The sequence below is a fragment of the Bacillus sp. 205(2023) genome, from assembly GCF_037027485.1.
GTDB classification, from domain to species: domain Bacteria; phylum Bacillota; class Bacilli; order Bacillales; family Bacillaceae; genus Bacillus; species Bacillus halotolerans.
Genome location: NZ_JAXCHF010000001.1, coordinates 1225632 through 1252451 on the forward strand (window position 1 = coordinate 1225632; position 26820 = coordinate 1252451).

27 protein-coding genes and 1 other annotated feature are annotated in these 26820 nt (G+C 45.4%); of the genes, 2 read left to right on the top strand and 25 right to left on the bottom strand.

The genetic code is table 11. From position 1 onward, the window contains the following. Positions 1-28: 28 nt before the first annotated feature. The 16 genes from WA325_RS06250 to WA325_RS06325 all read right to left on the bottom strand — a co-directional run bounded on the left by WA325_RS06250 (position 29) and on the right by WA325_RS06325 (position 17252). Positions 29-412, bottom strand: coding sequence for a VOC family protein (locus tag WA325_RS06250; RefSeq protein ID WP_044153993.1), 384 nt, complete (start codon positions 410-412; stop codon positions 29-31). A 33-nt stretch (positions 413-445) separates the two neighbouring features. Then, the gene (gene cstA, locus WA325_RS06255) at positions 446-2242 is read right to left on the bottom strand and encodes a carbon starvation protein CstA (RefSeq protein WP_336183331.1); all 1797 of its coding nucleotides are present in this window, start codon (positions 2240-2242) and stop codon (positions 446-448) included. A 111-nt stretch (positions 2243-2353) separates the two neighbouring features. Beyond that, positions 2354-3244: a DUF4097 family beta strand repeat-containing protein gene (locus tag WA325_RS06260; protein ID WP_202852734.1), complete on the bottom strand. Its 891-nt coding sequence runs from the start codon at positions 3242-3244 to the stop codon at positions 2354-2356. Beyond that, positions 3241-3795 (bottom strand): HAAS signaling domain-containing protein, encoded by a 555-nt coding sequence (locus WA325_RS06265; RefSeq protein WP_099043322.1) that lies wholly within the window; start codon positions 3793-3795, stop codon positions 3241-3243. Before WA325_RS06265 ends, WA325_RS06260 begins: the two co-directional genes overlap by 4 nt. Further along, positions 3792-4118 (bottom strand): PadR family transcriptional regulator, encoded by a 327-nt coding sequence (locus WA325_RS06270; protein ID WP_024122421.1) that lies wholly within the window; start codon positions 4116-4118, stop codon positions 3792-3794. The genes WA325_RS06265 and WA325_RS06270 overlap by 4 nt, the downstream gene beginning before the upstream one ends. Positions 4119-4269: 151 nt before the next feature. Further along, positions 4270-5772 (bottom strand): alpha-L-arabinofuranosidase AbfA, encoded by a 1503-nt coding sequence (gene abfA, locus WA325_RS06275; RefSeq protein WP_202852736.1) that lies wholly within the window; start codon positions 5770-5772, stop codon positions 4270-4272. Positions 5773-5790: 18 nt separating this feature from the next. Beyond that, on the bottom strand, positions 5791-6636 hold the full coding sequence (gene araQ, locus WA325_RS06280) for an arabinose ABC transporter permease AraQ (RefSeq protein WP_044153972.1): 846 nt from the start codon (positions 6634-6636) through the stop codon (positions 5791-5793). After that, the gene (locus WA325_RS06285; protein WP_010335239.1) at positions 6637-7578 is read right to left on the bottom strand and encodes a carbohydrate ABC transporter permease; all 942 of its coding nucleotides are present in this window, start codon (positions 7576-7578) and stop codon (positions 6637-6639) included. 35 nt (positions 7579-7613) lie between these two features. Then, positions 7614-8915 carry an ABC transporter substrate-binding protein gene (locus WA325_RS06290; RefSeq protein ID WP_202852737.1) on the bottom strand — a complete coding sequence of 434 codons (1302 nt, stop codon included), beginning with the start codon at positions 8913-8915 and terminating at the stop codon, positions 7614-7616. 30 nt (positions 8916-8945) lie between these two features. Beyond that, positions 8946-10130 (bottom strand): sn-glycerol-1-phosphate dehydrogenase, encoded by a 1185-nt coding sequence (gene egsA / locus WA325_RS06295; RefSeq protein ID WP_105953440.1) that lies wholly within the window; start codon positions 10128-10130, stop codon positions 8946-8948. Beyond that, positions 10127-10945: an HAD-IIA family hydrolase gene (locus tag WA325_RS06300; RefSeq protein WP_105953439.1), complete on the bottom strand. Its 819-nt coding sequence runs from the start codon at positions 10943-10945 to the stop codon at positions 10127-10129. The genes egsA and WA325_RS06300 overlap by 4 nt, the downstream gene beginning before the upstream one ends. Further along, entirely contained in the window at positions 10923-11612 is a 690-nt protein-coding gene (araD, locus tag WA325_RS06305) for an L-ribulose-5-phosphate 4-epimerase (protein ID WP_024122427.1), read from the bottom strand. Before araD ends, WA325_RS06300 begins: the two co-directional genes overlap by 23 nt. Positions 11613-11624: 12 nt before the next feature. Then, positions 11625-13310 (bottom strand): ribulokinase, encoded by a 1686-nt coding sequence (gene araB / locus WA325_RS06310; RefSeq protein WP_105953438.1) that lies wholly within the window; start codon positions 13308-13310, stop codon positions 11625-11627. A gap of 15 nt (positions 13311-13325) precedes the next feature. After that, on the bottom strand, positions 13326-14816 hold the full coding sequence (araA, locus tag WA325_RS06315; protein ID WP_101860148.1) for an L-arabinose isomerase: 1491 nt from the start codon (positions 14814-14816) through the stop codon (positions 13326-13328). 181 nt (positions 14817-14997) lie between these two features. Next, positions 14998-15969: an arabinan endo-1,5-alpha-L-arabinosidase AbnA gene (abnA, locus tag WA325_RS06320; protein ID WP_105953437.1), complete on the bottom strand. Its 972-nt coding sequence runs from the start codon at positions 15967-15969 to the stop codon at positions 14998-15000. A gap of 197 nt (positions 15970-16166) precedes the next feature. Continuing rightward, on the bottom strand, positions 16167-17252 hold the full coding sequence (locus WA325_RS06325) for a M42 family metallopeptidase (RefSeq protein WP_024122431.1): 1086 nt from the start codon (positions 17250-17252) through the stop codon (positions 16167-16169). Between the two features lie 187 nt (positions 17253-17439). On the opposite strand from WA325_RS06325, the gene ysdB reads away from it, so the two are divergent. Further along, a complete protein-coding gene (ysdB, locus tag WA325_RS06330) occupies positions 17440-17832 on the top strand; it encodes a sigma W pathway protein YsdB (RefSeq protein WP_024122432.1) in 393 nt (130 codons plus the stop codon). A gap of 16 nt (positions 17833-17848) precedes the next feature. Here the strand turns inward: ysdB and WA325_RS06335 are convergent, their stop codons facing one another. The 8 genes from WA325_RS06335 to lytS form a co-directional block, all read right to left on the bottom strand. Further along, positions 17849-18118 (bottom strand): DUF1294 domain-containing protein, encoded by a 270-nt coding sequence (locus WA325_RS06335; protein ID WP_336183334.1) that lies wholly within the window; start codon positions 18116-18118, stop codon positions 17849-17851. A gap of 53 nt (positions 18119-18171) precedes the next feature. Continuing rightward, on the bottom strand, positions 18172-18531 hold the full coding sequence (rplT, locus tag WA325_RS06340) for a 50S ribosomal protein L20 (protein ID WP_003222420.1): 360 nt from the start codon (positions 18529-18531) through the stop codon (positions 18172-18174). A gap of 31 nt (positions 18532-18562) precedes the next feature. After that, positions 18563-18763 carry a 50S ribosomal protein L35 gene (rpmI, locus tag WA325_RS06345; protein WP_003222418.1) on the bottom strand — a complete coding sequence of 67 codons (201 nt, stop codon included), beginning with the start codon at positions 18761-18763 and terminating at the stop codon, positions 18563-18565. A gap of 12 nt (positions 18764-18775) precedes the next feature. After that, positions 18776-19297, bottom strand: coding sequence for a translation initiation factor IF-3 (infC, locus tag WA325_RS06350; RefSeq protein WP_071543361.1), 522 nt, complete (start codon positions 19295-19297; stop codon positions 18776-18778). A gap of 57 nt (positions 19298-19354) precedes the next feature. Next, positions 19355-19485, bottom strand: a sequence feature (ribosomal protein L20 leader region). 529 nt (positions 19486-20014) lie between these two features. Then, complete coding sequence (gene lrgB / locus WA325_RS06355) at positions 20015-20710, bottom strand: antiholin-like protein LrgB (protein ID WP_336183335.1); 696 nt, start codon at positions 20708-20710, stop codon at positions 20015-20017. 21 nt (positions 20711-20731) lie between these two features. Continuing rightward, a complete protein-coding gene (lrgA, locus tag WA325_RS06360; protein ID WP_059293441.1) occupies positions 20732-21172 on the bottom strand; it encodes an antiholin-like murein hydrolase modulator LrgA in 441 nt (146 codons plus the stop codon). A gap of 134 nt (positions 21173-21306) precedes the next feature. Next, a complete protein-coding gene (locus tag WA325_RS06365; protein WP_336183336.1) occupies positions 21307-22032 on the bottom strand; it encodes a LytR/AlgR family response regulator transcription factor in 726 nt (241 codons plus the stop codon). Next, on the bottom strand, positions 22010-23791 hold the full coding sequence (lytS, locus tag WA325_RS06370) for a two-component system sensor histidine kinase LytS (RefSeq protein WP_105953431.1): 1782 nt from the start codon (positions 23789-23791) through the stop codon (positions 22010-22012). Before lytS ends, WA325_RS06365 begins: the two co-directional genes overlap by 23 nt. A gap of 173 nt (positions 23792-23964) precedes the next feature. On the opposite strand from lytS, the gene WA325_RS06375 reads away from it, so the two are divergent. Further along, positions 23965-24750 (top strand): HAD family hydrolase, encoded by a 786-nt coding sequence (locus WA325_RS06375; protein WP_105953430.1) that lies wholly within the window; start codon positions 23965-23967, stop codon positions 24748-24750. A 39-nt stretch (positions 24751-24789) separates the two neighbouring features. Here WA325_RS06375 and thrS read toward each other — a convergent pair whose 3' ends face one another. Continuing rightward, a complete protein-coding gene (thrS, locus tag WA325_RS06380; RefSeq protein ID WP_010335257.1) occupies positions 24790-26721 on the bottom strand; it encodes a threonine--tRNA ligase in 1932 nt (643 codons plus the stop codon). Positions 26722-26820 lie beyond the last annotated feature (99 nt).

Genomic DNA, 26820 nt, shown 5'->3' on the forward strand with positions numbered 1-26820 from the left:
AAACAATTTCTGTTTTGGGCTTTGTGCTTTATTCCATCGGACTGCAAATTTCAATATAATGTCCGTCAGGATCGGCGATATAAGCGACCGTCTGTCCCCATGGCTTCACTTTAGGCTCCCCGATAATGGTTATGCCGTGTTCTCTTACTTTTTTGATGACCGCTTCTACACTTTCAGTGACAAACCCGATTTCAAATGTTTGTGAAGAAACGGGTGTTTCCGGTATATCTAACGGCGTCATTTCCTTGACACTTTCTCGTGTATTGAGCGCCAAAATGGTGGAGCCGGTATCAAACTCTACATATGTGCCGTGTTCCGCGCGGATCGGCAGCCCCAAAATATGCTGATAAAAATGAATCGAGCGCTGGCTGTCCGATACATACAGGATGATATACTTCATTGATAAATTCATTTCTTTTCCTCCTTAAGGTTTCCATTTTTCCTTTTATCCCGGTATAGAGGCTTCCATTCTTAAGCTGGGATCTCTCCACATCTGCGCCCATTTTTTCACTGCCGCCACGATAATGATGAAGCCTAACAGCAGCATGATGATAGACAAAACGCCATTCAGGACACTGTAACCCGCAGCGTCTGGATTGAGATACACATAGCGCACCATCCAATAGCCCGCGTAATTCACAGTCACATATAAATAGGCGAGCGGAATGAGGCAGGTGAGGATGTAACGGCGTTTGTCGGCGATTTTCAGCACAATGGTTGCTCCGATAATCAGACCCACTGAAGCCATCAGCTGATTGGAAACGCCAAACAGCGCCCAAATGGATCCGATATCACCTGAGTAAAGCAAATAGCCCCACATAAAGCAGGCAAGCGCACTGGCAAATACAGATCCGGGAATCCAGTCCGTTTTCTTCAGCGGCTTATACGCCTCTCCGAAGAAGTCCTGAATCAAATAGCGTGCCACACGCGTGCCGGCGTCGATCGCCGTTAAAATAAACACCGCTTCAAACATAATGACAAATTGGAAAAAGTATGAGGCCAGATGGCTGAAAAACGGAATTCCGGTAAAAATATAAGTCATTCCTACCGCAAGCGTGACGGCTCCCCCTGTTCTGCCTTCTAAGTCCAAACCGATTTCCCTGCTCAGTTCAGGCAAATGCACAACATCCATGCCGAGCGTACGGAAAACCTCAGGCGTGCTGTTGATCGCAAAGTAATCTGCAGGCTGCAAAGCAGTCGCCGCAATCAGCGCCATAATGCCGACAAGGCACTCAACAAGCATTGCACCGAAAGCAACCGGCTTCATATCACTCCATTTATTAAGCATTTTCGGCGTGGTGCCGGAACCGACAAAGGCATGGAACCCCGAGATCGCGCCGCAGGCTATCGTGATCGAGATGAATGGCCAGACAGGACCCGCAAGCACAGGCCCGCCGCCTTTTACAAACTCCGTAAAAGCCGGAAATGGAATGGACGGATTCACAACAAACACACCCGCAATTAAAGCGACAAACACACCGATTTTCATAAAACTGCTTAAATAATCGCGCGGTGCGAGCAGCAGCCAGACCGGCAGTGCCGCTGCAAAAAAAGCGTAAATCGGCAACGCGATTGCAAGCGTTTTCGTATCAAGGGTTAACAGATCACCAAATGCGGTAGTCTGCACCCAAGGGCCAATAAACACTCCGGCCATTAAAAATAGAAAACCGATAGAAGACGCCAGCTTTAAATTCCCTGTTTTCTTATAAAACAAGCCGACGCCCATCGCTATCGGAATCGTAATCCCTACAGCAAATGTCCCCCACGGATTCCGTTCAAGCGCGTGCAGCACAACCATCGACAGTCCCGCCATCGTTATGGTAATAATAAATAGCATGGACAGTCCCGTACAAAAGCCGGCAACAGGACCAAGCTCATCCTTCGCCACTTCCGACAGCGACTTTCCGTTTTGACGCATTGACGCGAACAGCACAACAATATCATGGACGGCTCCCCCTATCACCGCCCCGATTAACAGCCATAATAATCCCGGCAAATAACCGAACTGCGCCGCGAGAATCGGTCCGACCAGCGGCCCGGCCGCCGCAATGGCCGCGAAATGATGACCGAATGAGACCCATTTATTCGTAGGCACATAGTCTTTTCCATCCTCAAGCGCATGTGCAGGCGTTGGCTTATCATCATTCACTTTGAGAACCTTCACCATCATAAATGTTCCGTATAAACGATAGGCGATAGCCAATATACACATTGACGCTATCACAATTGTAACCGCATTCATTTCTCCCCAACCCCTTTGCTGTTTTTCATAAATATATCATAATTTCAGAGCAAAAAGCGGTCATTTTTTCCTATTCAAAAAAGCCGGCTGGAATGGGCCGGCTTGAGGCAGTTAGTTTAGTTCAATGTCTCCAGAGGTTGTACGAACTTTTAAACGGTTAGAGGGGCTATCACCTACATAACCTACAACACGGTGCTCTGTCTTTTCTTTATACAGGATGTGGTCGAGATTGACCGCAGCATCACCTGAGTCAGCCTGAAAATCCACTGCCAAAGATGCAGGTTCTTTCTGATACCCTACTGACACACTTCCGCTCGTAGTGACGATGTCGACCTCTTCGTTCTGATGATCCTGAAGAAGATCAATATCCCCGGAAGTTGTCTTATAGTTCACCTTTTCAGCTGTTGTGTGGCTGCTTTTTATTGATCCGCTTGTTGTCTTTACCTCACCTTGGCCGAATGAATTTTGATCAGCTTGAACATCTCCGCTCGTTGTTTTTAGCGTCAGCTCGTTTTCGATGCGTGTATGCTTCAGCTCAATATTTCCTGATGTAGAGTCAGCAGCTGATTGATCCGTTTGCATATTTTCTATCAGAATATCGCCAGAGGTTGTCGTTACGGTTATCTCATCATACTTCTTTTTCGGAATCGTGATTGTGATTTTCATATCCTTTTCGCTGCCCCACGGTATAAAAGAGATGATATTCTCGCGTGCTATTTGATTGATTGTTAATGATTTGCCATCTTGGGTCACATCGAACAGCTTTTTGCTTTTATCACTGACTTGTCCTTCAGCAGCTACCTGAATATCATCCGTTTGCCCGCTTTTGACCTCTGCATTCATCGAGCTTGTTGCTACCTCAATTTTTTTAATATCTGCAGGATCATAAGTTTCGGCAGCTTTCACCTCTTCTTTTGTAAAATCCGAGGCAGCTGCAGAGATGACAGCTCCGATTGCCCCGACTGCAAATACTGCGATCAATCCTATTATGATTTTTTTCATGTCTGCGCCCCCGTCACCAGCTTTAAATTATATCTGATATATCGTAAACTCACGCTATACAGCAGCTTTCCTATATGCCACAGCCCTATACAAGATAGCAATCCCAGACTGCCAAACATGAGTGATAAAAAGAACTCCAGCATCATGTGCGTATTCATTTGAAACATCACCATGCCGACAAACATAATTGGTGATACAGAGAGTGCAAGCGCTGCCCCGCAGAAACCTACGTACACTCCAAAAATGCCAATAGCTGGTCCCAGCACAAAAATCAAATTCAAGATGCTTATCGCTGCTGCTGAACATGCCATCTGGAAGAGGTTCTTCTTAGGGCGCTGCACTGCTGGAGCAGTTTCCGTCACATCTGGCACCAATTCCTTTGCAATTTGTTTTGGGGAGCCGAGTTCCCTGATAATGTTCGCTTCCGGCCTGCCTTCTTTCATCCCTTCGGTAATATGTTCCTCAAAATCAAATAAGATCTCATTCCGCTCTTCTTCAGAAAGCGGCTTTAACGCTTTACTTAACTCCTGTAAAAACTGTTCTTGATTCATCGTTCTCCTCCCCTTGCCGCATCAATGATTTGGTTGACGGATGCTGTGAACTGATCCCATTCTGCCAGCAGCAATTTCATTCGCATGACACCAAGCTTTGACAACGTGTAATATTTTCTGGCTGGCCCTTCAGAAGACGGAGCCATATATGTTTCTAAATACTCCTCTTTCGTCAGTCTTCTGAGAAGAGGATATAAGGTGCCTTCAGCAATAGCCATATACCGGGAAATGTTTTGAGACAGCTCATATCCGTATTGGTCTTTTTCAGCAATACATACAAGCACACATAACTCTAATGCTCCCTTTTTAAATTGAGCATTCATGATCAAATCCTCCCTGCGGCCCATAAATTTTGTTTATATATTCCACCGTCCATCACATGGTAACATCCACTACTGAGCATTACAAGGTACTGAATCATATTTACTAAGAAAAAATAAAAAACCGGAGACAGGTCTCCGGCTCATGTTGCTATTATGATTGTTTTTGCAGGCGGATCACATTCCATGAAAGCGGCGTGAAATGCGCAGTTAGACCGTTTTCGCTGACGGAAGACGTTCCGTTGGAATGCGGGACGACATTTTTTCTGTTATGCAGGTTTGTCGCTTTGATGTCCTGATGCTCAAGTACGATGTGCTCTGCGATTTGGTACGATTCAAAGCCTCTGAGGGAAATTTCAGTTTCCATTTGATCTTCAGCTTTGTTCACCGCAAAAATCGTCAGTGTTTCTTCCTCTTCAGAATATACGACAGCGGCGTCAACATACGGCACATCAGTAAAATCAGAGCAGTCATACTTCGGTGAAGAAATAAGCGGTTTCAGCGACTCTCCTCGGCCGTAGACAGAAGCATGCATGTACGGATAGAAAATCGGCTGCCTCCATGCTTCTCCGCCTTTTTCCGTCATGATCGGCGCGATGACATTTACAAGCTGTGCAAGACACGCGATTTTCACACGGTCTGCGTGCTGCAGCATCGTAATGAGCAGAGAGCCGACCAATAAGGCATCTTCAAAGTTATAAATATCTTCTAAAATAGGCCGCGCAGTAATCCACGGTTCTACTTTTTTATCAGCTTCATTCGAGTGGTACCAAACGTTCCATTCATCCAGAGAGAGATTGATTGTTTTCTTGCTGCGTGTTTTTGCTTTTACATAGTCACAGGTTGCAGCAACAGATTTAATAAAATGATCGAGATCCATGGAACGGGCCAAGTAGTTTGGCAGATTGTTATCCCGGTTTCCGTAATACGTATGGAGAGAAATATAGTCGACATGCTCGTACGTATGCTCCAGTACCTTTGCTTCCCAATCGATAAAGGTCGGCATGCCGCTGTTTGAGCTGCCGCAGGCAACAAGTTCAATTGATGGGTCAACCCATTTCATGACCTTTGCCGTCTCCGCGGCAAGCCGTCCGTATTCATCAGCTGTTTTGTGGCCGATCTGCCACGGGCCATCCATTTCGTTACCCAGGCACCATGTCTTAATGCCGTACGGCTGCTCATAGCCATGCGATCTTCTCAAATCACTCCAGTAAGAGCCTTTCGGATGATTGCAGTATTCTACGAGATTGCGGGCAGCATCTATCCCTCTCGTGCCGAGGTTAACAGCCATATTGACTTCTGTGTTCACCTTTTTTGCCCAAGTTAAAAATTCATTCGTTCCCACTTCATTGGTTTCTGTCGTTTGCCATGCCAAGTCAAGGCGTCTCGGGCGGTTCTCGACAGGCCCGACGCCGTCCTCCCAATTATACCCTGATAAAAAGTTTCCGCCCGGATAGCGGATGATCGGAACCTGCAATTCCTTGATTAACGCCTGAACATCCTTGCGAAACCCGTTTTCATCAGCCTGAGGATGATCAGGTTCATATATGCCTTCGTATACAGCACGCCCCATGTGCTCGATGAACGACCCGTAAATCCGTTTGTCGACTTCACCAATTTTATATTCTTTGTCCACAATCACTCTCGCTTTTTTCATTACACGTTTCCTCCTTCATTATCCTTTGACTCCGCCTACTGTCAGGCCGGAGATAAAGTACTTTTGGAAAAACAAGAAAATGATAATCACCGGCAAAATGGCAAATACTGAGCCGGATATGAGCATGTCATAGTTGTTTCCGTAAGGGCTAAGCAAGCTGGACAGCCCGATTGGAAGCGTAAACATTTCTTTCGACCGAAGCACAATCAAGGGCCATAAGAAGTTGTTCCAGCTGTTTAAAGACTGGAGAATAATCATCGCTCCGAATGCCGGTTTCATCAGAGGCGCCATAATCCTGAAAAAAATGCCGAATTCCGTACATCCGTCCATCCTTGCTGAATCCAGCAGGTCTTTCGGAAGGCCGAGTGCATATTGCCGGAAAAAGAAAACAGCTACCGGCGAAACGATAAACGGCAAAATGACACCCGTATACGAATCAATCAAATGCAGTCCGACTGTAAGCTTAAACAACGGGAGCATCATCACTTCCAGCGGAACCATCATAATAATCAGCACAAGAACAAAAATGATATTTCTGCCTTTAAATTCATACACCGCTAGCCCGTATCCGATCATCGACGAGAAAAACAGAGTAAGCACTGTCGTTAATAGACCGAGCACAAGGCTGTTAAAAAACCATTTAAAATAAATGCTGCCGCCGTTAAACAAAAATGTATAGTTATCAAGGCTCATCACTTTTGGATCGATGTCAACATTCAGTCCCACCCGTAAAAGCTCAGATGACGGCTTTAATGATCCTAAAAGCAGACAGAAAATCGGGAAAATATACAACAGGCTCAGCATGATAAAAAATAGAGTAAGCGCGATTCTGTACACCCGAAACTGAGGACTGTGCTGCAACATTTACCCCTCCCCCTTAAACGAGCCTGACAGTTTTAATGAAATCAGGCTGACAACAAGTATGACAATCAAAAGGACAATGCCGATGGCCGCCCCGTATCCCATTTCATTGTAAGCAAGGCCCTGCTGATACAAATATCCGACAAGCGTCAGGCCGATATTACCCGGGGAATTATTTTGCCAAAGGACGTAGCTTTCCTCAAACATCCTGAACCCGCCAATGATGCTGATGGTTAAAACATAGACGGATACAGGCTTCAGAAACGGCAGCGTAATGTGCATAAATTTTTTCATCGTATTTGCTCCGTCAATATCAGCAGCTTCGTACAGCTCTTTCGGCACATTTTGCAGTCCGGCCAAAAAGTAAAGGATGTTGATTCCCATCCATCTCCACGAAGCAAGCAGCACCATCAAAAACATGCCGGTATGTTCATTGTTCATCCAGTTCTGCGGTGAAAAGCCGAGTTTCAATAAAATCGAATTGGCTAAAGATGTTTCCATCTCTCCAAAGATCAGTCTGAAAATGATACCAGCCACAATGGTAGAAGTCAGTGCAGGTATAAATAACGCTGATTTGAAAATGTTTCTGAATTTGACCAGTTTCGAATTCAAGAATATGGCTAACAGCAATGGAACTGGAATCAGCACAATCAGCGTCCAAAACGTATATTCCAGCGTATTAAAAAGGGCGGTATAAAACGTCGGGTTGTTAAGAGCGGTGTAATTGGATAACCCGACAAACGTCACTTCTCCAGGCAATATTCTTTGAAAGCTCATGATGAAGACACTAATGATGGGGTATAGAAAAAAAACAAGAAAGGATAAAACAAATGGCGCTGTAAACAGATAAGGCGCCGCTTTTTTCGAATAAAAAATACCTCGCCAGCCTGATTCTTTCGCAGCCGAAGGAACGGGATGAGCCGTTCCCGTTTTCACAGGTTTCATGAGAACCTCCCCGCTTTCACTTTTTGAATGGGATTCTATTTCTGTTTCAGTTCACCTGCCGCTCTGTCCAAGGCTTGTTTTGGCGTCTTTTGCTGAGATTTGAGCGCGTCGAATAATACGCTTCTGTTGACAAGGTCTGAAGCCTTGGCAAAATCCTCATGTAAATAAATCGGATTGATTTCATCCTTGATATCGAGCAGCACAGAAAAAATGCCTGTTCCGTTTTGGAAGTAATCCGTGTATTGGTTTTTCTCTTTCAATTCCTTGGAGCTCCAGACATCCCAGCGAAGCGGATCGAACCCGAGCACACTCCAAAGCTTTTTGTTTCCTTCTTCAGAACCCTTCGCAAAAGCGAGAAACTCTTTAGCTAATTCGACATGTTTGGCCTGCTTTGGCACAACGGTGGCTGTGCCGCCCAAACCTGCTGAACGGTCGCCTCCTTCTTTCCATGCCGGAAGCGGCCGAATGGCAATCTTCCCTTTCAGATCAGGCATATAATCTATGAATCTTCCCATATACCAAATCGGCATCAGAACAGAAGCCGCTCCGCCTTGGTTCATAAAACCGTAATATTCTTCACTGTGATGCCCGCCGCCTGGTGCAGCGATCATTGTTTTATCATTAATCAGGTCTTTTAAATACTGAAGCGTTTTTACGTTGGTGTCATTATTCAGAATCAACTTTCCATTTTTATCAAAATACCCTGAGTTTTGCTGTGAAATCATTGATAAAAATGTTGCTGAATCATTTGTCTCCACCGTTCCCATTGGCTTTCCGGTCGCTTTGCGCACTTTCTGTCCGGCTTTGCGGTAATCATCCCATGTTTTAATATCATCCGGGTTGATGCCGGCTTGTTTCATAATATCCATGTTATAGAACATAACTGTCGTTCCTACATGTGTATCCAGCCCGTATAGCTTGCCGTTTTTGCTGTACAGCGTAAGACGCGCCTCTACGAATTTATCCCGGTCCTTTTCAATAAGCGGGGACAAATCGGCAAGCGGCACATCGGTGCCCTTCAGAAAGTTTGAAAACCGGGCCAATTCTACATCTGCAATGTCAGGCACGCCTTCCCCGGCGATTAAGGAAATCGACAGATTATCGTGCATTTGGCCATACGGATAGACGACCGTATTCAGTTTAATTTGACGGTCAGGATATTTCTTGTTCCACTCTTTCACCATTTCCACATAAAACTGCTCATGAAGTCCGTTAAATGTCCAAAAAGTCAGCTCCGTTTCACCCGGTTTACCGGATGACCGTTCCGCTGAACACCCAGCGATAAATAATGTCAAAACCATCATGAGCGCAAGAAAACAGACAGTCATCTTTTTCATCTATGTTACCCCTTCCATTCGAGGTGCGGGCTATTCATAAAGACCATGATTGACAAGCGTTTTGTTTTCATTGATGAGTCTTAATCCGGTGCAGCGGTCTCTTAAGGTGTGTGCGTGCCTGAAGGCATTTTTGACGGAATCCTGCCCGACACCAATTTCGTCAAAATACGCAGGACCTCCGGCAGATTTCAGCCAGCCGGCCAGCTTTTTTCCTTCCGGCAGCGTTTCATAAGCCGATTGAATGACTTCCCGCTGACGCGGAGAAAACTCGTTCAGCCCTTCAGCCTGGATGAGCTTTCTGTACGTGTCAGTCAATAAAACGGCCGCACAGCCCACTTTTGCCCCATGGAGAATCTGAGGCCGTCTTTTCTCCATTAATTCCATCTCAATCCAATGGGAAATATGATGCTCCCCTCCTGATGCAGGACGGGAATGGTCCAAAGCCAGCATGACAAGTCCTGATACAATCAAGGACTCCATCAGGACCCGGATGCCGGTTTCCGTTTTCATCGCAATGTCTTCAGCGTGTTCGATACAGGCATCAAGTGCTTCTTGTACGAGCTTTGCGCCTGTTGGTGAATATGGCTCACCAGCGAGCTGATGAGAAATGTTCCAATCAGCCAGAGACGTCATTTTGCCTAGCATATCCCCAAATCCAGCCGCCACCATAGGCTGCGGCGCCGCTTTTAAGATGTCAAGATCAGCGAACAGCGCGGACGGGGCCTTTGTTTGGATGGTGGTTTTCGTACCGTATAAAATAATGGGCGCACCGGCTGATGTAAATCCGTCAACGGATGGGGCGGTCGGATAAGAAATAAACGGCAGCCCCCTCTGGAAGGCGGCAAAACGCACGATATCATGGATAGTCCCCGAACCGACTGCGATCATGATATCTGTTGATTTTTTCGTATGGACCAGCACATGAATGAGTGACCGTTCATCTGCCGCCACATCTCCTGCTTCATTTTCCGGAATGACCAGACACTCCGCCTGAAGCCCTTCCTTTATCAAGCGGTCTTCTAACTCGATCCCCGCTATGCGGTGCGTATTCCGATCACAGACAAGGACGATACGCTGATCATTCTTTCTTTTTACATAATCCAACAACCGATCGGCTGCTTGTTTTTCTAGAACAATTTCTTCTACTTCTACAGGAAATGTCATCTCCCCCGCGTGTTCAAAAGCACGCTGAACGTCAGCTGCGATATGATTCATAGCAGAATCCCCTCCTCAGCCAGTTTGGTTACATCCTTAATCGACTCCAGTACATAATCCGGCGTATACAAACGCTGTTCACCCGGTTTCGCTGAACCAGTCAGCACTAAAGCGCTCTTCATGCCATACAGCTTTCCCATTGCGATATCAGATTCAATGCTGTCCCCTATAATCATACATTCATGTGCAGAAAGCCCCAGCGCTGTACAGGCAGCCTCCGCCATCAGCCACGATGGCTTTCCGATGACAAGCTCCGTCTTCGCCTGAGCAGAAGCTTCTATCGCCCCAATCATTCCGGCGACGTCGATGGCATTGCCGTCCTCATTAGGAAAATAGCGGTCTTTGTTCGTGGCAATTATACGAGCGCCTGCGGCGGCCGCTTTAAAGGCTTGATTCAAGTCTTCGTAGGTGAGTGTTTCATGAAGCGAGATGACAAGCCAATCCGCCTCCTTCGGTTCATCTGCTGTCTGGACGCCTGCCAGCCTCAGTTCGTCAATCAAGCCCTGTTCTCCAAGCACCCATACCTTTGAAAAACGATAGTTCCTTTTTAAAAAGGCTGCTGTCACACTTGATGACAGGACAATTTCGTTTACATCTGCATCTATTCCGGCACCAAGCAGTTTTTTTCTGCACATGGCACGGGAGATATTTCCCCGGTTGCTCAAAAAGACGATTTTCTTTCCCATATTTCGAAGTGTACTGATGGCTTCTCTTGCTCCATCGATCAGTTCGTTTCCTCTGAATACGGTACCGTCCAAGTCAATCAGAAAACCGGCCGGTGATACTGCGGGATTATGACTGGCCATAATACGCATTTGCTCCGTGTTTTCGATAAAAGTGCTTTTCGTGGAGAACAGTATTGATCGGGTTGACATTCTTGTTCAGCATCATAGAGTGATACGCCATTTCCGCAACCGTTTCTAACACCACCGCGTTATGAATGGCGTTTAAGGCATCTGTGCCCCAGCAGAACGGGCCGTGGTTATTAACGAGCACGCCCGGCACCTGCTCGTATTTATGATGCTGAAAGGTCTCCGCGATCACTTTGCCTGTATTCAGTTCGTAGTCATGAATGATTTCTTCATCGTACATTTCACGTGTACACGGAATCGCACTGTCGAAATAATCGGCATGTGTCGTGCCTAAAGGGGGTATGTCCCTTCCGGCTTGCGCCCAGCTTGTCGCCCATTGAGAATGGGTATGGACAATCCCGCCGATATTTGGAAACGCGTTATACAAATAAACATGAGTGGGTGTATCAGAAGAAGGTTTGAGCGAGCCTTCTACGACCTCACCTTCCAAATTCAAAACAACCAAGTCATCGGCTGTCAGCTCGCTGTATTCGACTCCGCTCGGTTTAATGACGATTAACTCTTTTTCACGGTCAATACCGCTCACATTTCCCCACGTAAAGGTCACCAGCTGATGCTCTTGAAGCTTCAGGTTGGCAGCCAGCACCTCTTTTTTTAACGTTTCAAGCATGCTCATCACCCTTTATGAATTCTTTTGTGCGGCAGATGAAAATTGAAGATTTTTTATCGTTTTCAGACGCTTCATGACATGATTCTTTCTTCCGAAATATTGAACCAGCTCTTTATATTCAGCGTATAGCTTTTCATATACGGCGGCATGCTCAGCATTTGGCGTATAGGATATATCTTTCAGTTTCCCCATGTGCGCCGCTGCCTCTGTGACGTCATCATAGCCGCCGTTTTCTTTACCGGCCGCAAGCGCGCCGAAAATGGCAGATCCTAAAGCAGGGGCTTGCGGTGAACCTGAGATTTTAATATCCATGTTTGTGACATCCGCATAAATCTGCATGACAAACGGGTTTTTCTCAGCAATACCGCCAGCTGCGTAAAGCTCTTCAATTGGCACTCCGCTTTCTCTAAATGTTTCAATAATCATCCTTGTGCCGTATGCTGTTGCTTCAACTAACGCACGGTAAAGCTCTTCGGGTTTCGTCAGCAGCGTCATGCCAAGCAGCATCCCCGTTAGATCAGCATCAACAAGGGTTGAACGGTTTCCATTCCACCAATCCAGGGCAAGGAGGCCGCTCTCCCCCGGCGCTTGCATGTTTGCCTTCTCGCTCAGCAGCTCGTGAATGCTGACGTTTTTTTTCTCCGCTTCGTCTTTATAGGCTTGCGGGACACACGTTTTCACGAACCATTCAAAATGATCGCCCACACAGGACTGTCCGGCTTCATACCCCGCAAATCCCGGAAGAATGCCGTTGTCCACAACCCCGCACATGCCGGGCACAATGTTTACCTCGTCTCCTAAGAGAACGTGGCATGTTGAGGTTCCCATAATCATCAGCATTTTTCCTGGTTCTGTGATACCGACAGCCGGAACAGAAACATGAGCGTCAACATTCGCAACAGCAACCGCTGTTCCCGGAAGGAGACCGGTCAGCTGTGCCATTTTTTCCGTCAGCCCGCCTGCTTTTTCCCCTACTGAGTGAATCGATCCCGCTAACTTGTCTTTTGTAATCGTTTTCATTGCAGGGTGAAGTTTTTCAAAGAAATTCTCTGAAGGATATCCCGCTTTTTCACTCCAAATCGCTTTATAACCGGCTGTGCAGTTGCTTCGCTTCAGCGAGCCACAAAGCTGATACACGATCCAGTCAGCTGCTTCGATCATCCGATCAGCTGCTTCATAAATGTGCGGCGCTTCTTCGGCAATCTGCATCACCTTCGGAATCATCCATTCTGATGAAATCTTTCCTCCGTAGCGCTGTAAAAAAGCTTCCCCTTCTTCTTCGGCGATTTGATTGAGCCGATCAGCATGCTTTTGGGCGGCGTGATGCTTCCAAAGCTTCACATAGCTGTGCGGCTCCTCTTCAAATTCCGGCAGCATACATAATGGCTGCCCTTCACTGTCGACAGGCAAGATCGTACATGCCGTAAAATCAATTCCGATCCCGATGATCTCTTTTGGATCAACACCAGTCTGTTCAAGTAATGACGGTATCGTTGTTTCCAAGACTTCCAGATAATCTGCCGGATGCTGAAGCGCCCAGTCCCGCGGCAGCTTTTGACCCGTTTTGGGAAGGACGGTATCAATGACGGCGTGTGGATATTCTTTGACAGCCGCCGCCAGCTCTTCTCCAGTTTTGACGTGAACGAGCACCGCTCTTCCTGATAATGTTCCGAAATCAACACCTATTGTGTAAGCCAAGTGACATCCTCCTCTCTACTTTTGAAGCCTGTAAAGCGCCTCGTTCCATTTCAATTCATGTTTCAGCTTGTGAATCGATGTATCGCGAGAAATCAAGATACTTTCAACCCCCGCCATTTCCGCCCAATCCATCAATTGCTCCGCTGTCAATTCGTAAGACAAGCAGGTATGGTGTGCGCCGCCGGCTAAAATCCATGCCTCCGCCGCTGTTTTTAATGAAGGCTCAGGCTTCCAGAGAACGCGGGCGACAGGCAGATTCGGCATATCTTTCTCAATTTCCTGTCCGTTTACCTCATTGAGCACAAGACGGAAACGCCCTCCGATATCAACCAGACTCGCTTGAATGGCTGATCCGCTGATGCCATTGAATACAAACCGCGCCGGGTCATCCTTGCCTCCGATAGACAGCGGATGTACTTCAATTTTCGGCTGATCCAAAGCAACTGTCGGGCACACCTCAAGCATGTGTGAGCCAAGAATCATTTCATTTCCAGGTTCAAAATGGTACGTATAGTCTTCCATGAAGGACGTTCTTTTACCTTCAGCCATGATTTTCATCATCCGGACGAGAGCAGCCGTCTTCCAATCACCTTCTCCGGCGAACCCGTAGCCTTTTTCCATCAGCCTCTGAACGGCCAGCCCAGGCAGCTGTTTCATTCCGTGCAGCACTTCAAATGAAGTCGTAAAAGCCGTGTATCCGCCTTGTTCAAGAAAAGCGGTTAGACCAAGTTCAATTTTCGCCTGTTCTTTAATGGACGCTATCTTTGCTACGTCTCGTTTCGTTTCCTCGCTGATGACATAAAGCTTGTCATACTCTGCATAGAGTGTTTCGACCTCATCGTCAGAAATTCCATTCATCACTTCGACAAGATCCCCGATGCCATAGCCGTCAACCTGCCAGCCGAACTGGATATGCGCTCCCACCTTGTCTCCGTCCGTTACTGCAACATGGCGCATGTTATCTCCGAATCTGGCAACCTTGATATGTCTGCTTTCATTTAACGCAGCCGCCGTATTCATCCACTGAGAAATTTCTTTCTTTACCTCTTCATCATCCCAATAGCCCGCGACAACTTTACGGCTCAGCCCCATACGAGAATTGATGTACCCGTACTCGCGGTCGCCATGTGCGGATTGGTTGCTGTTCATAAAATCCATGTCAATCGTACCCCATGGAATATCGCGATTATATTGAGTATGCAGATGCATAAGCGGTTTTTGATAAGAGGAAAGGCCTTCTATCCACATTTTTGCGGGAGAAAATGTGTGCATCCATGTAATGATTCCGGCGCATGTTTCACTGTACTCCGCTTCTCTTAACAGCTGTCTGATGGTTTCCGAGGAAGTTACAACAGGTTTATGCTTAATTTTATATCTGGAAGAAATGCCGCTAAGCCCCTCACAAATGCTTTTTGCATGCTGGTCTACCAGCTGCAGCGTTTCTTCTCCGTATAGGTGTTGGCTTCCTGTTACAAACCAGAATTCATAATCTCTTGTCTGTAGCATGTTAACTGCCCCTTTCTTATAAAATAAAACGCTTTCAATTCTAGATTGATAGATACGTACTAATAAACAAAAACTAGTGAATTATTATTAATTTGTACGAACAACTTCATTATAGTAATTCAGTAGGATACTGTCAATCTTTTCTTTTTAAAAAAGCCAGGTGTTCACCCGGCTTATCAGTTTAATAGGACGGCCAGCCCGAACTCCAATTCAAATCATTGATTAGTAGCTTGGGAATGCCGTTATCTTTCGCGTCATAGGCATGGCGCACAAGTATGTTTCCATTTACAATATCCTGACCTCCAGGCCCTTTCCATTGATCATTGCCTGAATCTAAGATGGTGCCCCCTCCTTCCAGCATGCTTTTTCCGCTTTTATCAAGATAAGGCCCTGTTATGCTTTTAGATCTCCCATAAGCAATTTTGTACGTACTATTTACCCCGTCACAGCATTTATCAAATGAAACCATTAAATAGTAGTAACCATTTTGGTACGTGAGGGTAGGAGCCTCCAGCGCTCCGCTATTACTCGGTCTCGACGCAATGGAATAAAGCGATCCGGTAGGCTTCATCGTGTTCTTATCCAGCTTGGTCAGCTTGATTCCGCTCCAAAATGAGCCGAACGCAAGCCACGGGTTGCCATCCTTGTCAAAGGTGAGTTCCGGGTCGATGGCGTTATAATTATTGGAGCTTGTCGACCGGATTACCAGGCCTTCGTCTTTCCAGCTTCCCGAGCTGATACTTGTTGAAGAAGCAAGGCCTATGGCAGAGACATTTTTTCCGAAAGAAGAAACTGAATAATACAGCCAGTACTTTCCGTTATAATATTGAATGTCCGGTGCCCACTGGTTTTGGCCGTAATTCGGCACATAAGTGGACCACCATGATAAAGGTGTGCTGAAAATCGATTTTTGCACGGTCCAATTTTTAGCATCCGACGATTTGAGAACCCGCAGCCCCCTTTCTTCCGTAAGGCCTGTTCCAAACGCGTACCACGAGCTTCCCTCTTTGATCATCGTTGGATCATGAAGCAGTTCATTAGACGCTCCCCAAAATGCAGCGGATGCCGGAGAAGCGGAAGTCAATAACAAACCCGCTGTCAGAGCAGCACTCGAAAAGTGAAAGAACCGTTTCCATGCTTTTTTCTTTTTCAATTTTTTCAAACCTCCCTTATTTTAGAAAGCGCTTACAAAACGTTAAATTGAATCCTCCTTTCCTTACAAATGAGCTGCATCTCGTACGTGATCAGATTCAGGAATTTTTCGGTATCTCCTTTATTGTAGTCACTCCGCCAAAATTTGTACAGACAAAAAAATAGAATCCGCCTCACAAGGCGGATTCTTCCGTATCTTTATTGGTACGTAATATCGTCAACCGTTTGCCGGTCTAACTTCTTAATGACTTCGGTGATTAATTTTACCGCGTTTTCATAATCGTCACGATGCAGCATGGCGGCATGCGTATGAATGTATCGTGTTGCAATGGTAATGGACAGCGCCGGAACACCGTTTGCCGTCAAATGAATAGACCCGGAATCAGTTCCTCCGCCGGCGATCGCATCAAATTGATATGGAATGCCTGCTTCTTCTGCTGTATTGACAACTAAGTCACGTAGTCCTTTATGGGAGACCATAGATGCATCGTACAGAATAATCTGCGGCCCTTCTCCCATTTTGCTTTGCGCTTCCTTCTCAGAAATGCCTGGTGTATCTCCGGCTATCCCTACATCAACACCAAAAGCAATATCAGGCTGTATCGTGTGCGCAGAGGTCTTCGCTCCTCTTAGGCCAACTTCTTCTTGGACAGTTCCAACGCCATACACAACGTTTGGATGATCTGTGTCTTTTAAATTCCTCAAAACATCAATGGCGATCGCACAGCCGATACGGTTGTCCCACGCCTTTGCTAAAAGAAATTTTTCATTGTTCATGACCGTAAATTCAAAATGCGGAACGATCATATCGCCTGGAAGTACGCCCCATTCCAATGCTTCCTCACGGCTTGAAGCCCCGATATCAACGAACATCTCTTTGATATCGACCGGTTTTTTTCTCGCTTCAGCAGATAAAATGTGCGGTGGCTTAGATCCGATAACACCTGTGACCTCTCCCTTTTTCGTCACAATGGTGACACGCTGAGCCAGCATGACTTGAGACCACCAGCCGCCGACAGTTTGAAAACGGATAAAGCCTTTATCGGTGATTTGTGTCACCATAAAGCCGACTTCGTCCAAATGCCCGGCAATCATAATTTTCGGACCGTTTTCCGCACCTGTTTTTTTCGCAATTAAACTGCCAAGCCGGTCAGTTGTCACTTCATCAGCAAATGGTTCTATGTATGATTTCATCACTTGCCTGACTTCTCTTTCATTTCCCGGAATGCCTTTTGCATCAGTTAATTCCTTCAGCATGGTTAACGTTTCATCCAATTTTGCCATGATTCCAAAAACCTCCTTCATCTGTCCTGCATTATTATTATACAAAACCTGACGGCAACCATACGACTATTTCACTTAAAAAGCGGGTATATCTTTTTTAACAAACTTCTTTTAGAAAAAGTGAAACCTTTTTCTATGCTCTACGTATTACATCAGATCATCACAATGAGGGAGGTGCCTTCACACAATGTTTATCATGGTTCTCCGGATTTTATTGCTTGCTTTATTTGCTTACTGTATTTATGCCTTGGTCAAATATGTCGCAAATCCAAAGAGAAGACTGAAGCTGGCCCAATCAAAAGAACTTTTTTATATTATCGATGAACAGAACAATACCCGAAAGAACTTTCAATTGACGTATAAAGGCGTGCTTTTTGAAGGAGAAAAGCATATTCCTTCCAAGGATCATCCGCTGTTCATCCACACCATCTTTGTATGGACGGAGTCTCCTGAAAAGCTAAAAAACTTTTCCGCAAAAGATTTTGAGAATATTGAAGAAAAAGTACTGGAGCGATATCCGGATTGTAAAATTGACTGGGATCTGCCCATTAAACTTGCAAAAAAAGCAGAAGAGCGGTAAACGCTTTTCTGCTTTTTTATAAATCAAACGGACTGTAATAGATGCCGATCAACACCGCTTCAATCAACAAAAGAAACGGCACACCGTATTGAAAGGATGCGTGCTTCGTTTTATGTCTGAAGGTCTGCATGCCGAGCCAGACACCAAGTGCCCCAAACACGATGGCGATCAGCCACAGCCGGTTTTCAGAAATTCTCCATTTGTGGTGCTGCGCTCTTCGTTTATCTGCGCCCATCACCCAAAAACCGCACAGATTGATCAGAACTAGATATACAGCAATTATCATGTTGCCTCATCCTTTATATAAAAAAGCCGCTCTCTAAGAGCGGCTCTATATCATTATTTGTTTAATTGAGCTTTAGCAGCATCAGCAAGCTGATTGAATGCAGTAAGATCGTTTACAGCAAGATCAGCAAGCATTTTACGGTTTACTTCGATACCAGAAAGCTTAAGACCGTGCATTAAACGGCTGTAAGAAAGACCGTTCATACGAGCAGCTGCGTTGATACGAGTGATCCAAAGCTTACGGAAATCACGTTTTTTCTGACGACGGTCACGGAAAGCATAGTTTCCAGATTTCATGACCTGCTGGTTAGCTACTTTGTATAATGTATGTTTTGAACCGAAATAACCTTTTGCTAATTTAAGAACCTTTTTACGACGCTTACGTGTAACAGTTCCGCCTTTTACTCTTGGCATTAAATTTCCCTCCTAATTGTTCCTTGTCCGATTACTTGATGTTAGCAAGCATTTGTTTGATACGTTTGAAGTCTCCTGCGCTTACAACAGCACTCTTGCGAAGCTTACGCTTTTGCTTTTGAGATTTGTTGGCGAATAAGTGACTTGTGTATGCATGAGAACGTTTTAACTTCCCAGAACCTGTCTTTTTAAAACGTTTAGCAGATCCGCGGTGAGTTTTCATTTTTGGCATGGGATTTCCTCCTTATTGCTTTTCGTTTTTCGGCGCGAGCATTAAGAACATGCTGCGGCCGTCCATTTTTGGTTTTGTTTCGACTGTCGCAACCTCAGCACATGCTTCAGAAAAACGGTCTAGTACACGCTGGCCGATTTCTTTATGAGTGATTGCGCGTCCTTTAAAGCGGATAGAAGCTTTCACTTTATCGCCTTTTTCAAGGAATTTAATCGCATTGCGCAACTTCGTGTTAAAGTCGTGCTCATCGATTGTCGGGCTTAATCTAACTTCTTTTAAGTTAATGATTTTTTGATTTTTGCGTGCTTCTTTGTCCTTTTTCTGCTGCTCGAATCTGAACTTTCCGTAGTCCATGATACGGCAGACAGGCGGTTTTGCATTTGCTGCAACTAACACAAGGTCAAGATTTGCGCGGCCGGCTATTTCAAGTGCTTCCTGACGGGACTTGATTCCAAGCTGGTCGCCATTTTGTCCGATTAAGCGGACCTCACGTGCACGGATACCCTCATTAACCAATTGATCTTTGCTAATAATGAGCCACCTCCATAGTTTCTTCGAATTGATTCACAACTCTTTTGACTGCATTCTGCAGGCAAACAAAAAGTGCGGGCATTATAAAACACCCACACTACGAACATCTGTATCAATAAAAATGTACGGTCAACCTGCCAACTACATGAATGTGTCAATCAGGTGAGAAGCGGGTGCTTCTGCTTGTGATTTATATTCAATTCAATAACTATTCTACACAATGCCGGATGTTTAGTCAAGGATGACTTACCCGGAACAACTTTCTCATTGTAACATGGGTTATTTATGAGTGCAAGAGAGAAAAAGAAAATCTTTTATTCTTATCCAGAATGCAAGGTTCTGAACCCTCCAGCCCATCATGCAGGATTTTGTTAAACAGCATCGGCTGAGCCAGCGGCGCTCCATGGCAGATCCCTGGAAACATAGCGTTCTCGAACTTTCATTCATCTTTGCGATTTCAGCTGCCGATGCATTCATCACTTTTCTTTCTTTTCCCGACCGTCACCAGCAGGCTGGCACTGGTTTGTCTGAGCGAATCGGGTATCGTGCATGTCATATTAGTATTTGATAAAGCGTATCTGCACTCAATTGACTGCTTTCTTTTATAGTATGTTTCGAATCGGCTGGCATGACGATCAAGCGGAATGGGCCATTAAACAAGGATATATCGATCCGGAGGACGCACCATAAAATAGAAAAAACCAAGGATTCAACCTTGGCTTAACCTCCGATCAGCTGCACGAACACAGGAATGACCAGAACCGTTACGACCCCGACAACGACAACAGCAATACTTGCCATCGCGGCTTCGACTTCACCCATCTCGATCCCGACAGCTACACCGAGTGCGTGTCCGGACGTTCCGAGAGCCAACCCTTTCGAAATGGGATTATTCACTTTAAACACTTTTAAGAACAAAGCGCCGAGCGCATACACAATGACGGCGTTAAAGATAACAGCAAAAGCTGTGATATCGCTGATGCCACCAATATCTTTTGATAAAGGAAGCGCAATCGCCGTTGTTGCCGCCTGCGGAAGCATACTTTTCATCACTGACGCATCAAGGTGAATCCCTTTTGCAAGCAAATAGACAATCGTGACAGAGCAGATAGAGCCTACGATAATGGAGAACATAATTTGCCACCAGTATTTTTTCAGTTTATCTCTTTGTTTGTACAATGGAATGGCAAAGGCAATCGTCGCGGGTTCCAAGAAAAACTTAATGATTTCTCCCCCGTTATTATAGTCAGCGTAAGAGAAACCGCCGATTTTCAAAAATGCAATCCCTAGCACCATCGCAACAAACAATGGAGTGAAAAGGAAGAACCCTTTTGTTTTTTTAAATAAAAAGGTGCCGATGCCGAAAGCGGCCAGTGATACGACAATTCCGAAATAAGGACTCATTGTGCTTTCCATATCATGAACCTCCTGTTTCTCTTAATGATGAACAAGTTCGTTTTTCTTCTGCGGGGGCTGTACTGTTTTTGCTTTTATGTCATCAGCAGTCTTGCGTTTTCCGCTCAGTGTAAGAATAAGCTGAGAAAACAATCCTGTTGCCCCCAATAAAATAATCGTTGCGAGAAGAATGACAAGGACGATTTGCAGGCCGTATTGCTGCATCACACCAAGAGAATTCATAACAGATATACCTGATGGAACAAATAAAAATCCGATCAATGAGGTTAAAGACGCTCCGAGCGTTTCTACTTGTTCCAGTTTAATCACTTTCAAACATAATAGGAGAAATAATAAGACCAAACCTACAACCGACGCCGGTATAGGAATTGGGACAAAAGCGGCAATCATATTGGAAACCAGCATAATGACGGCAAAAATAAATGCTTGTGTTAAAAATCCGTACACTTTTTTAGCACTCATTTTCTTCACCTCTTTCTCTTTTGTATCCTCATTATAAATAAGAATCCCTCTCTATTAAGCGCTTACATGATAACTTGCCGAATATTAAAGATGAGTTGCAGCATAAAAAGGATGAAATACAAAAAGCCGCCCTGTCAAATATGGAGCAGCTTTTTTAATTCCTTGGCATATGTCCGGCTGACCGGTATTTTCGATCCGTCTTTCATGATCAGATTATAGGTGGAATTAAACCATGGCTGTATCTCTTTGATGTACTCAGTATTAACGACAAAGCTTCGATGGACGCGGAGAAAATCAGTTTCCGGCAGCTTTTTTTCAATGACAACGAGCGTATCATTGACTGAATAAGATGCATCAAAGGTTTTTACATGGACATGGCCGTCTCCGGTTCCCGCAAAGATTATATCCTTCGTATCCACAATCACAATCGATTCACCGACAGATAAGGCTAATTTATGCTGGCTGGCATGGCTGATCTGTTCTGGTTCATCAATCTCCCGCTTTACCTTTTTATACTTTTTCATTGTTTGCCTAACCCTTTCTTCATCGAAAGGTTTGGTTAAGTAATCAAGAGCGTCCACTTCAAAAGCTTTAAGTGCATACTGGTCATAGGCCGTCGCAAACACAATAGCCGGGGGGTTCTTCATATTCTTCAATCGTTTTGCGATATCAAAACCATTCTCTCCGGATAAGTCAACGTCTAAAAACAGCAAATCAGGCTTTTGATCCATCATTTGGTCAAACGCTGATTCAATATTTTCCGCTTCATTGATTTCCAATTCCTCACTTGTCCTTTTGAGTAAATAAGCCAGTTCATCTCTTGCCAGAATCTCATCATCAACTATTAACACCCTGAGCATGTTCTTCTCCCTCTTTCATTTGTTGCATAGGTACTTGAAAGGAAACCTCTGTCCCTTTATGTACCTCACTCTTGATATGTAATGCAGCCTGCTGGCCGAATAAACCGATCAGCCGCTGATTCAGATTATAAAGCGCAGTCCCTGTTCCTTCCTTAGAAGGCAGCGGTTTATTCCCCAATTCCGGCAAGACGTCCGGCGGAATTCCGCGCCCATTGTCCGTGACCTTCATATAGACGGATGACTCGTCAGATAAGACACAAACCGTTACCTTGCACATGTCTTGTTTTTTTGGAAATGCGTGCCGTAATGCGTTTTCAACAAGCACCTGCAAGACAAACGGAGGAATCTCAATTTGTTCCAGCCTGCTGTCAATATCAAGCTCAATCTTATATTTCCCGGGAAAACGCGCCTGTTCTAATGACAGATAGGCTTGAAGATGGTTCAGCTCCTTTGAAAGCGGGATCAGCAGCTGTCTTGCTCCCTGGAGATTAGAACGAAAGTACACGCTAAGCTGCAGCAAAAGCTTACGGGTTTTTTCAACATCTGTCCGGCATAAAGCAGAAATCGTATTGATGGCATTAAATAAAAAATGCGGGTTAACCTGCGCTTGAAGCGCTTTGATTTCCGCATCCTTCAGAAGCTTGCTTTGCAGCTCGGCTTCACCGAGCTCAAGCTGTGTCGAAAACAGCATAGCCAGCCCCTCGGCAAGCTCCTCCTCTACCTGACTGAGGCCTGCCGGGCTTTTAAAATACATTTTTAACGTTCCGATTGTGTTGCCGTTTGATGTCAAAGGCAGTACAATCGCCGCATGCAAAGGGCATTCCGAATGGGTGCATTCAATCTCTTCCTGTGAAGTAGCCTTCATGATACGCCCTGATTTAATTACCTTTTTAGACAGGCCTGTGATCAGGCTTTTAGATGGGATATGATGGTCCATTCCCGCGCCGACATGCGCAAGTATTTTCTCATTGTCCGTCAGAGATACCGCATCCGTTCCGGTCATCTTATGGATGATGGCCGCTACACTTTTACAAGAACTTTCATTTAACCCTTGACGGAAAAAAGGAAGCGTCTGATCGGCAATGGTCAGCACCCTGTGCGTTTCAAGCGCCCTTGCCTGTTCTTCCTTGCGAATAATGGCTTGAATAATCGACAGGAAAATAAAGCTGCCTGTTCCGTTAATGAGGATCATCGGAATCCCGATCATGCTGACAAGCTCCCAAGCGTCATTGAACGGCTTTGCCATCAGCAAAATAATGACCATTTGCAAGGTCTCCATACCGATCCCGACGAGGGCTGCGATACGCGGTGTCGGCATTCGATAGCGCTTCGTAAAATACCTGCCGATCCATCCCGCAAGAAACCCTGCTAAAACGGATGAGACCGCACAGCTTAAAGCCGTGCTGCCGCCGAGCGAAAAACGATGAAGGCCTGCTAATAAACCGATTCCCGCTCCAACAAACGGCCCGCCCAAAAGCCCGCCTATTTCAACGCCCAAAATACGGGTATTTGCAATAGAGCCCGACGGATCTATTGTAAACACCCAATCATTATTCACAATCATATGTTTTTGAATTTCGATGCCGGTATAATTGCTGATGATGCTGAAAAGAGAAAAAATAGAAATCAATACGGCTTTTCCTTTGTAGCCCTCCGGATTTTGAAGTGCCTGTCTGAAAAGTTTAGTGTGGGCCAGAATAAATCCCAATATAACAATAATCCCTACTCTTTCCAGCATCATGATCATTAATTGAATCATCTGTGTCACCTGTTCTTTCCCATTTCATTTTATCATTTTTTCGGCAAATCGTTTCATGGCTGACTGTTTTTTTAAAATCGTCTGAAAACATATTTCACAAGGCTTTTATCTATTGTAGAATAAACATGAGCCTTTTGGCAGAAAGAATTGAATCTGAAGCAGAGGAGAAGATCATGAAAGCCGTATTTTTTGATTTAGACGATACACTACTTTGGGATGAGAAAAGCGTCAGAACAACATTTGCAGAAACATGTTTACAGGCCGAGAAAAAATATGGTCTTGACCCTGAGGAATTCGAAGCAGCTGTTCGGGAAGCGGCGAGAGAATTGTACATGTCTTACGAGACATACCCTTATACGGTGATGATCGGCATTAACCCATTTGAAGGGCTGTGGTCGAATTTCTCCGAGCCGATCAGTGAAGGATTTCAGAAGCTGAATAAGATTGTGCCGGAGTACAGACGAAACGCATGGACAAACGGCCTGAAAGCGCTTGGTGTCGACGATCCGGCATATGGTGAATATTTGGGAGAGTTTTTTGCAGCGGAACGCCGAAAACGCCCGTTTGTTTACGATGAAACATTTGATGTGCTTGATCAATTAAAAGGAAAGTATGAGTTGCTGCTTTTGACTAACGGCGATCCGAGTCTGCAAAAGGAGAAGCTCGCCGGCGTGCCTGAGCTCGCCCCTTATTTCAATGAAATTGTCATCTCAGGCGCTTTTGGCAAAGGGAAACCTGATGCTTCTATTTTCGAGCATTGCCTGCAGCTGATGAAGATCCAGAAAGAGGATGCCATCATGGTCGGCGATAACCTGAATACAGACATTTTAGGCGCTTCCAGAGCCGGTATCAAAACCGTATGGATCAACCGGGCGGATAAGAAAAATGAAACAGAAGTGACGCCGGATCACATCATCAGCAGCCTTCATGATTTGTTTCCTATTTTAGAACATAAATAAAAAAGCATGATCTCTTTCATGAGATCATGCTTTTTTGTATTATTTCTTCGCTTCAGCTACAGCCTTTTTCACAAAATCATCAAGTGAAATGGTTTCAGACTTCTGCTCTCCGTATTTACGGACGTTTACCGCACCGTTTTCTGCTTCTTGGTCACCGACCACAAGCATGTACGGAATTTTTTGCATTTGCGCTTCGCGGATTTTGTAGCCGATTTTTTCATCACGGCTGTCGACTTCTACACGCAGGCCTTCACGCTGGAGGCGCTCTTGTACTTGCTTCGCATAATCCAAATGCACAGCCGGAGAAACCGGGATGACTTGGAACTGAACCGGTGCAAGCCATGTTGGAAGTGCGCCTTTATGCTCTTCGATTAGGAATGCAACAAAGCGTTCCATTGTTGATACCACACCTCTGTGAATAACAACCGGACGATGCTGCTTGCCGTCTTCACCGATATATGTCAGATCGAAGCGTTCAGGCAGCAAGAAGTCCAGCTGAACAGTAGACAATGTTTCTTCCTTGCCGATCGCTGTTTTCACCTGAACATCAAGTTTAGGGCCGTAGAATGCAGCTTCGCCTTCTGCTTCGTAATAGTCATGGCCAATTTCGTCCATTGCCGCTTTCAGCATAGATTGCGCTTTGTTCCACATTTCATCGTCATCAAAGTATTTCTCTGTGTCTTCCGGATCACGATAAGACAGACGGAATGTGTAATCGTGCAAGCCGAAATCTTCATATACGTCCTGAATCAAACGAACTGTCCGGATAAACTCATCCTTAATCTGATCCGGGCGGACAAAGATGTGGGCATCATTCAGTGTCATGCCGCGCACCCGCTGAAGACCTGACAGCGCACCTGACATTTCGTAGCGGTGCATTGTGCCGAGTTCAGCGATACGAATCGGAAGCTCACGGTAGCTGTGAATATCGTTTTTATAAATCATCATATGGTGCGGGCAGTTCATCGGACGGAGCACAAGTGTTTCATTATCCATTTCCATCGGAGGGAACATGCCTTCTTGATAATGATCCCAGTGTCCTGATGTTTCATACAGCTCTTTGCTTCCAAGCACTGGTGTATAGACGTGTTCATAGCCGAGGCTGATTTCTTTATCGACGATGTAGCGTTCGATTGTGCGGCGGATTGTCGCGCCTTTTGGCAGCCAAAGCGGCAGACCTTGTCCGACTTTTTGAGAATTCGCAAACAGCTTTAATTCTTTGCCAAGTTTTCTGTGGTCACGCTCTTTTGCTTCTTCAAGCATGCGAAGATGCTCGTCAAGATCAGCTTTTTTGAAGAAAGCTGTTCCGTATACACGCTGAAGCATTTGATTATTGCTGTCACCGCGCCAATATGCACCTGCAAGGCTTAACAGCTTAAACTCTTTAATTTTTCCTGTTGATGGAACGTGTACGCCGCGGCACAGGTCAAAGAATTCGCCCTGCTCGTAAATCGATACGGTTTCTCCCTCAGGAATCGCATCCAGCAGTTCAAGCTTCAGGTCATCGCCGATTTCCGCAAAGCGGGCTTTCGCTTCTTCACGGCTGACTTCTTTTCGAACGATCGGAAGGTTCGCATTGACGATTTTTTTCATTTCTTTCTCGATTTTCGGCAGATCCTCCGGCGTAATCGCTTCTTCCATTTCTACATCATAGTAAAAACCGTTTTCGATAACAGGACCGACACCGAATTTCACGTCTTTGTAAATGCGTTTAATCGCTTGTGCCAGCAAGTGAGCCGTACTGTGGCGCATAATCTCAAGACCCTCTTCTGATCCTTCAGTAATGATTTCCACAGTGCCGTCTTCGTTGATCGGCGTTTTCAAATCGATTTCTTTTCCGTTCAGTTTTCCGGCTAATGATTTCTTTTTTAATCCCGGACTGATGGATGCCGCGATATCTTCTGTTGTTGTTCCTTTCGCAAACTCCTTGACTGCTCCATCAGGAAATGTGATTTTTACCATATCTGACATCATTGTCACTCCTTTTTTTGCATATAAAAACCCCGCCCCCTATGAAAGGGACGAGGTTGAATAAACGGAATCGTGGTTCCACCCTTTTTTCCGCAAGCC

Coding starts and splice junctions, on each gene's coding strand:
- WA325_RS06250 (WP_044153993.1), bottom strand. CDS start 412: ATGAATTTATCAATGAAGTATATCATCCTGTATGTATCGGACAGCCAG.
- cstA (WP_336183331.1), bottom strand. CDS start 2,242: ATGAATGCGGTTACAATTGTGATAGCGTCAATGTGTATATTGGCTATC.
- WA325_RS06260 (WP_202852734.1), bottom strand. CDS start 3,244: ATGAAAAAAATCATAATAGGATTGATCGCAGTATTTGCAGTCGGGGCA.
- WA325_RS06265 (WP_099043322.1), bottom strand. CDS start 3,795: ATGAATCAAGAACAGTTTTTACAGGAGTTAAGTAAAGCGTTAAAGCCG.
- WA325_RS06270 (WP_024122421.1), bottom strand. CDS start 4,118: ATGAATGCTCAATTTAAAAAGGGAGCATTAGAGTTATGTGTGCTTGTA.
- abfA (WP_202852736.1), bottom strand. CDS start 5,772: ATGAAAAAAGCGAGAGTGATTGTGGACAAAGAATATAAAATTGGTGAA.
- araQ (WP_044153972.1), bottom strand. CDS start 6,636: ATGTTGCAGCACAGTCCTCAGTTTCGGGTGTACAGAATCGCGCTTACT.
- WA325_RS06285 (WP_010335239.1), bottom strand. CDS start 7,578: ATGAAACCTGTGAAAACGGGAACGGCTCATCCCGTTCCTTCGGCTGCG.
- WA325_RS06290 (WP_202852737.1), bottom strand. CDS start 8,915: ATGAAAAAGATGACTGTCTGTTTTCTTGCGCTCATGATGGTTTTGACA.
- egsA (WP_105953440.1), bottom strand. CDS start 10,130: ATGAATCATATCGCAGCTGACGTTCAGCGTGCTTTTGAACACGCGGGG.
- WA325_RS06300 (WP_105953439.1), bottom strand. CDS start 10,945: ATGCGTATTATGGCCAGTCATAATCCCGCAGTATCACCGGCCGGTTTT.
- araD (WP_024122427.1), bottom strand. CDS start 11,612: ATGCTTGAAACGTTAAAAAAAGAGGTGCTGGCTGCCAACCTGAAGCTT.
- araA (WP_101860148.1), bottom strand. CDS start 14,816: ATGCTACAGACAAGAGATTATGAATTCTGGTTTGTAACAGGAAGCCAA.
- WA325_RS06325 (WP_024122431.1), bottom strand. CDS start 17,252: ATGGCAAAATTGGATGAAACGTTAACCATGCTGAAGGAATTAACTGAT.
- ysdB (WP_024122432.1), top strand. CDS start 17,440: ATGTTTATCATGGTTCTCCGGATTTTATTGCTTGCTTTATTTGCTTAC.
- WA325_RS06335 (WP_336183334.1), bottom strand. CDS start 18,118: ATGATAATTGCTGTATATCTAGTTCTGATCAATCTGTGCGGTTTTTGG.
- rplT (WP_003222420.1), bottom strand. CDS start 18,531: ATGCCAAGAGTAAAAGGCGGAACTGTTACACGTAAGCGTCGTAAAAAG.
- rpmI (WP_003222418.1), bottom strand. CDS start 18,763: ATGCCAAAAATGAAAACTCACCGCGGATCTGCTAAACGTTTTAAAAAG.
- lrgB (WP_336183335.1), bottom strand. CDS start 20,710: ATGGAAAGCACAATGAGTCCTTATTTCGGAATTGTCGTATCACTGGCC.
- lrgA (WP_059293441.1), bottom strand. CDS start 21,172: ATGAGTGCTAAAAAAGTGTACGGATTTTTAACACAAGCATTTATTTTT.
- WA325_RS06365 (WP_336183336.1), bottom strand. CDS start 22,032: ATGCTCAGGGTGTTAATAGTTGATGATGAGATTCTGGCAAGAGATGAA.
- lytS (WP_105953431.1), bottom strand. CDS start 23,791: ATGATTCAATTAATGATCATGATGCTGGAAAGAGTAGGGATTATTGTT.
- WA325_RS06375 (WP_105953430.1), top strand. CDS start 23,965: ATGAAAGCCGTATTTTTTGATTTAGACGATACACTACTTTGGGATGAG.
- thrS (WP_010335257.1), bottom strand. CDS start 26,721: ATGTCAGATATGGTAAAAATCACATTTCCTGATGGAGCAGTCAAGGAG.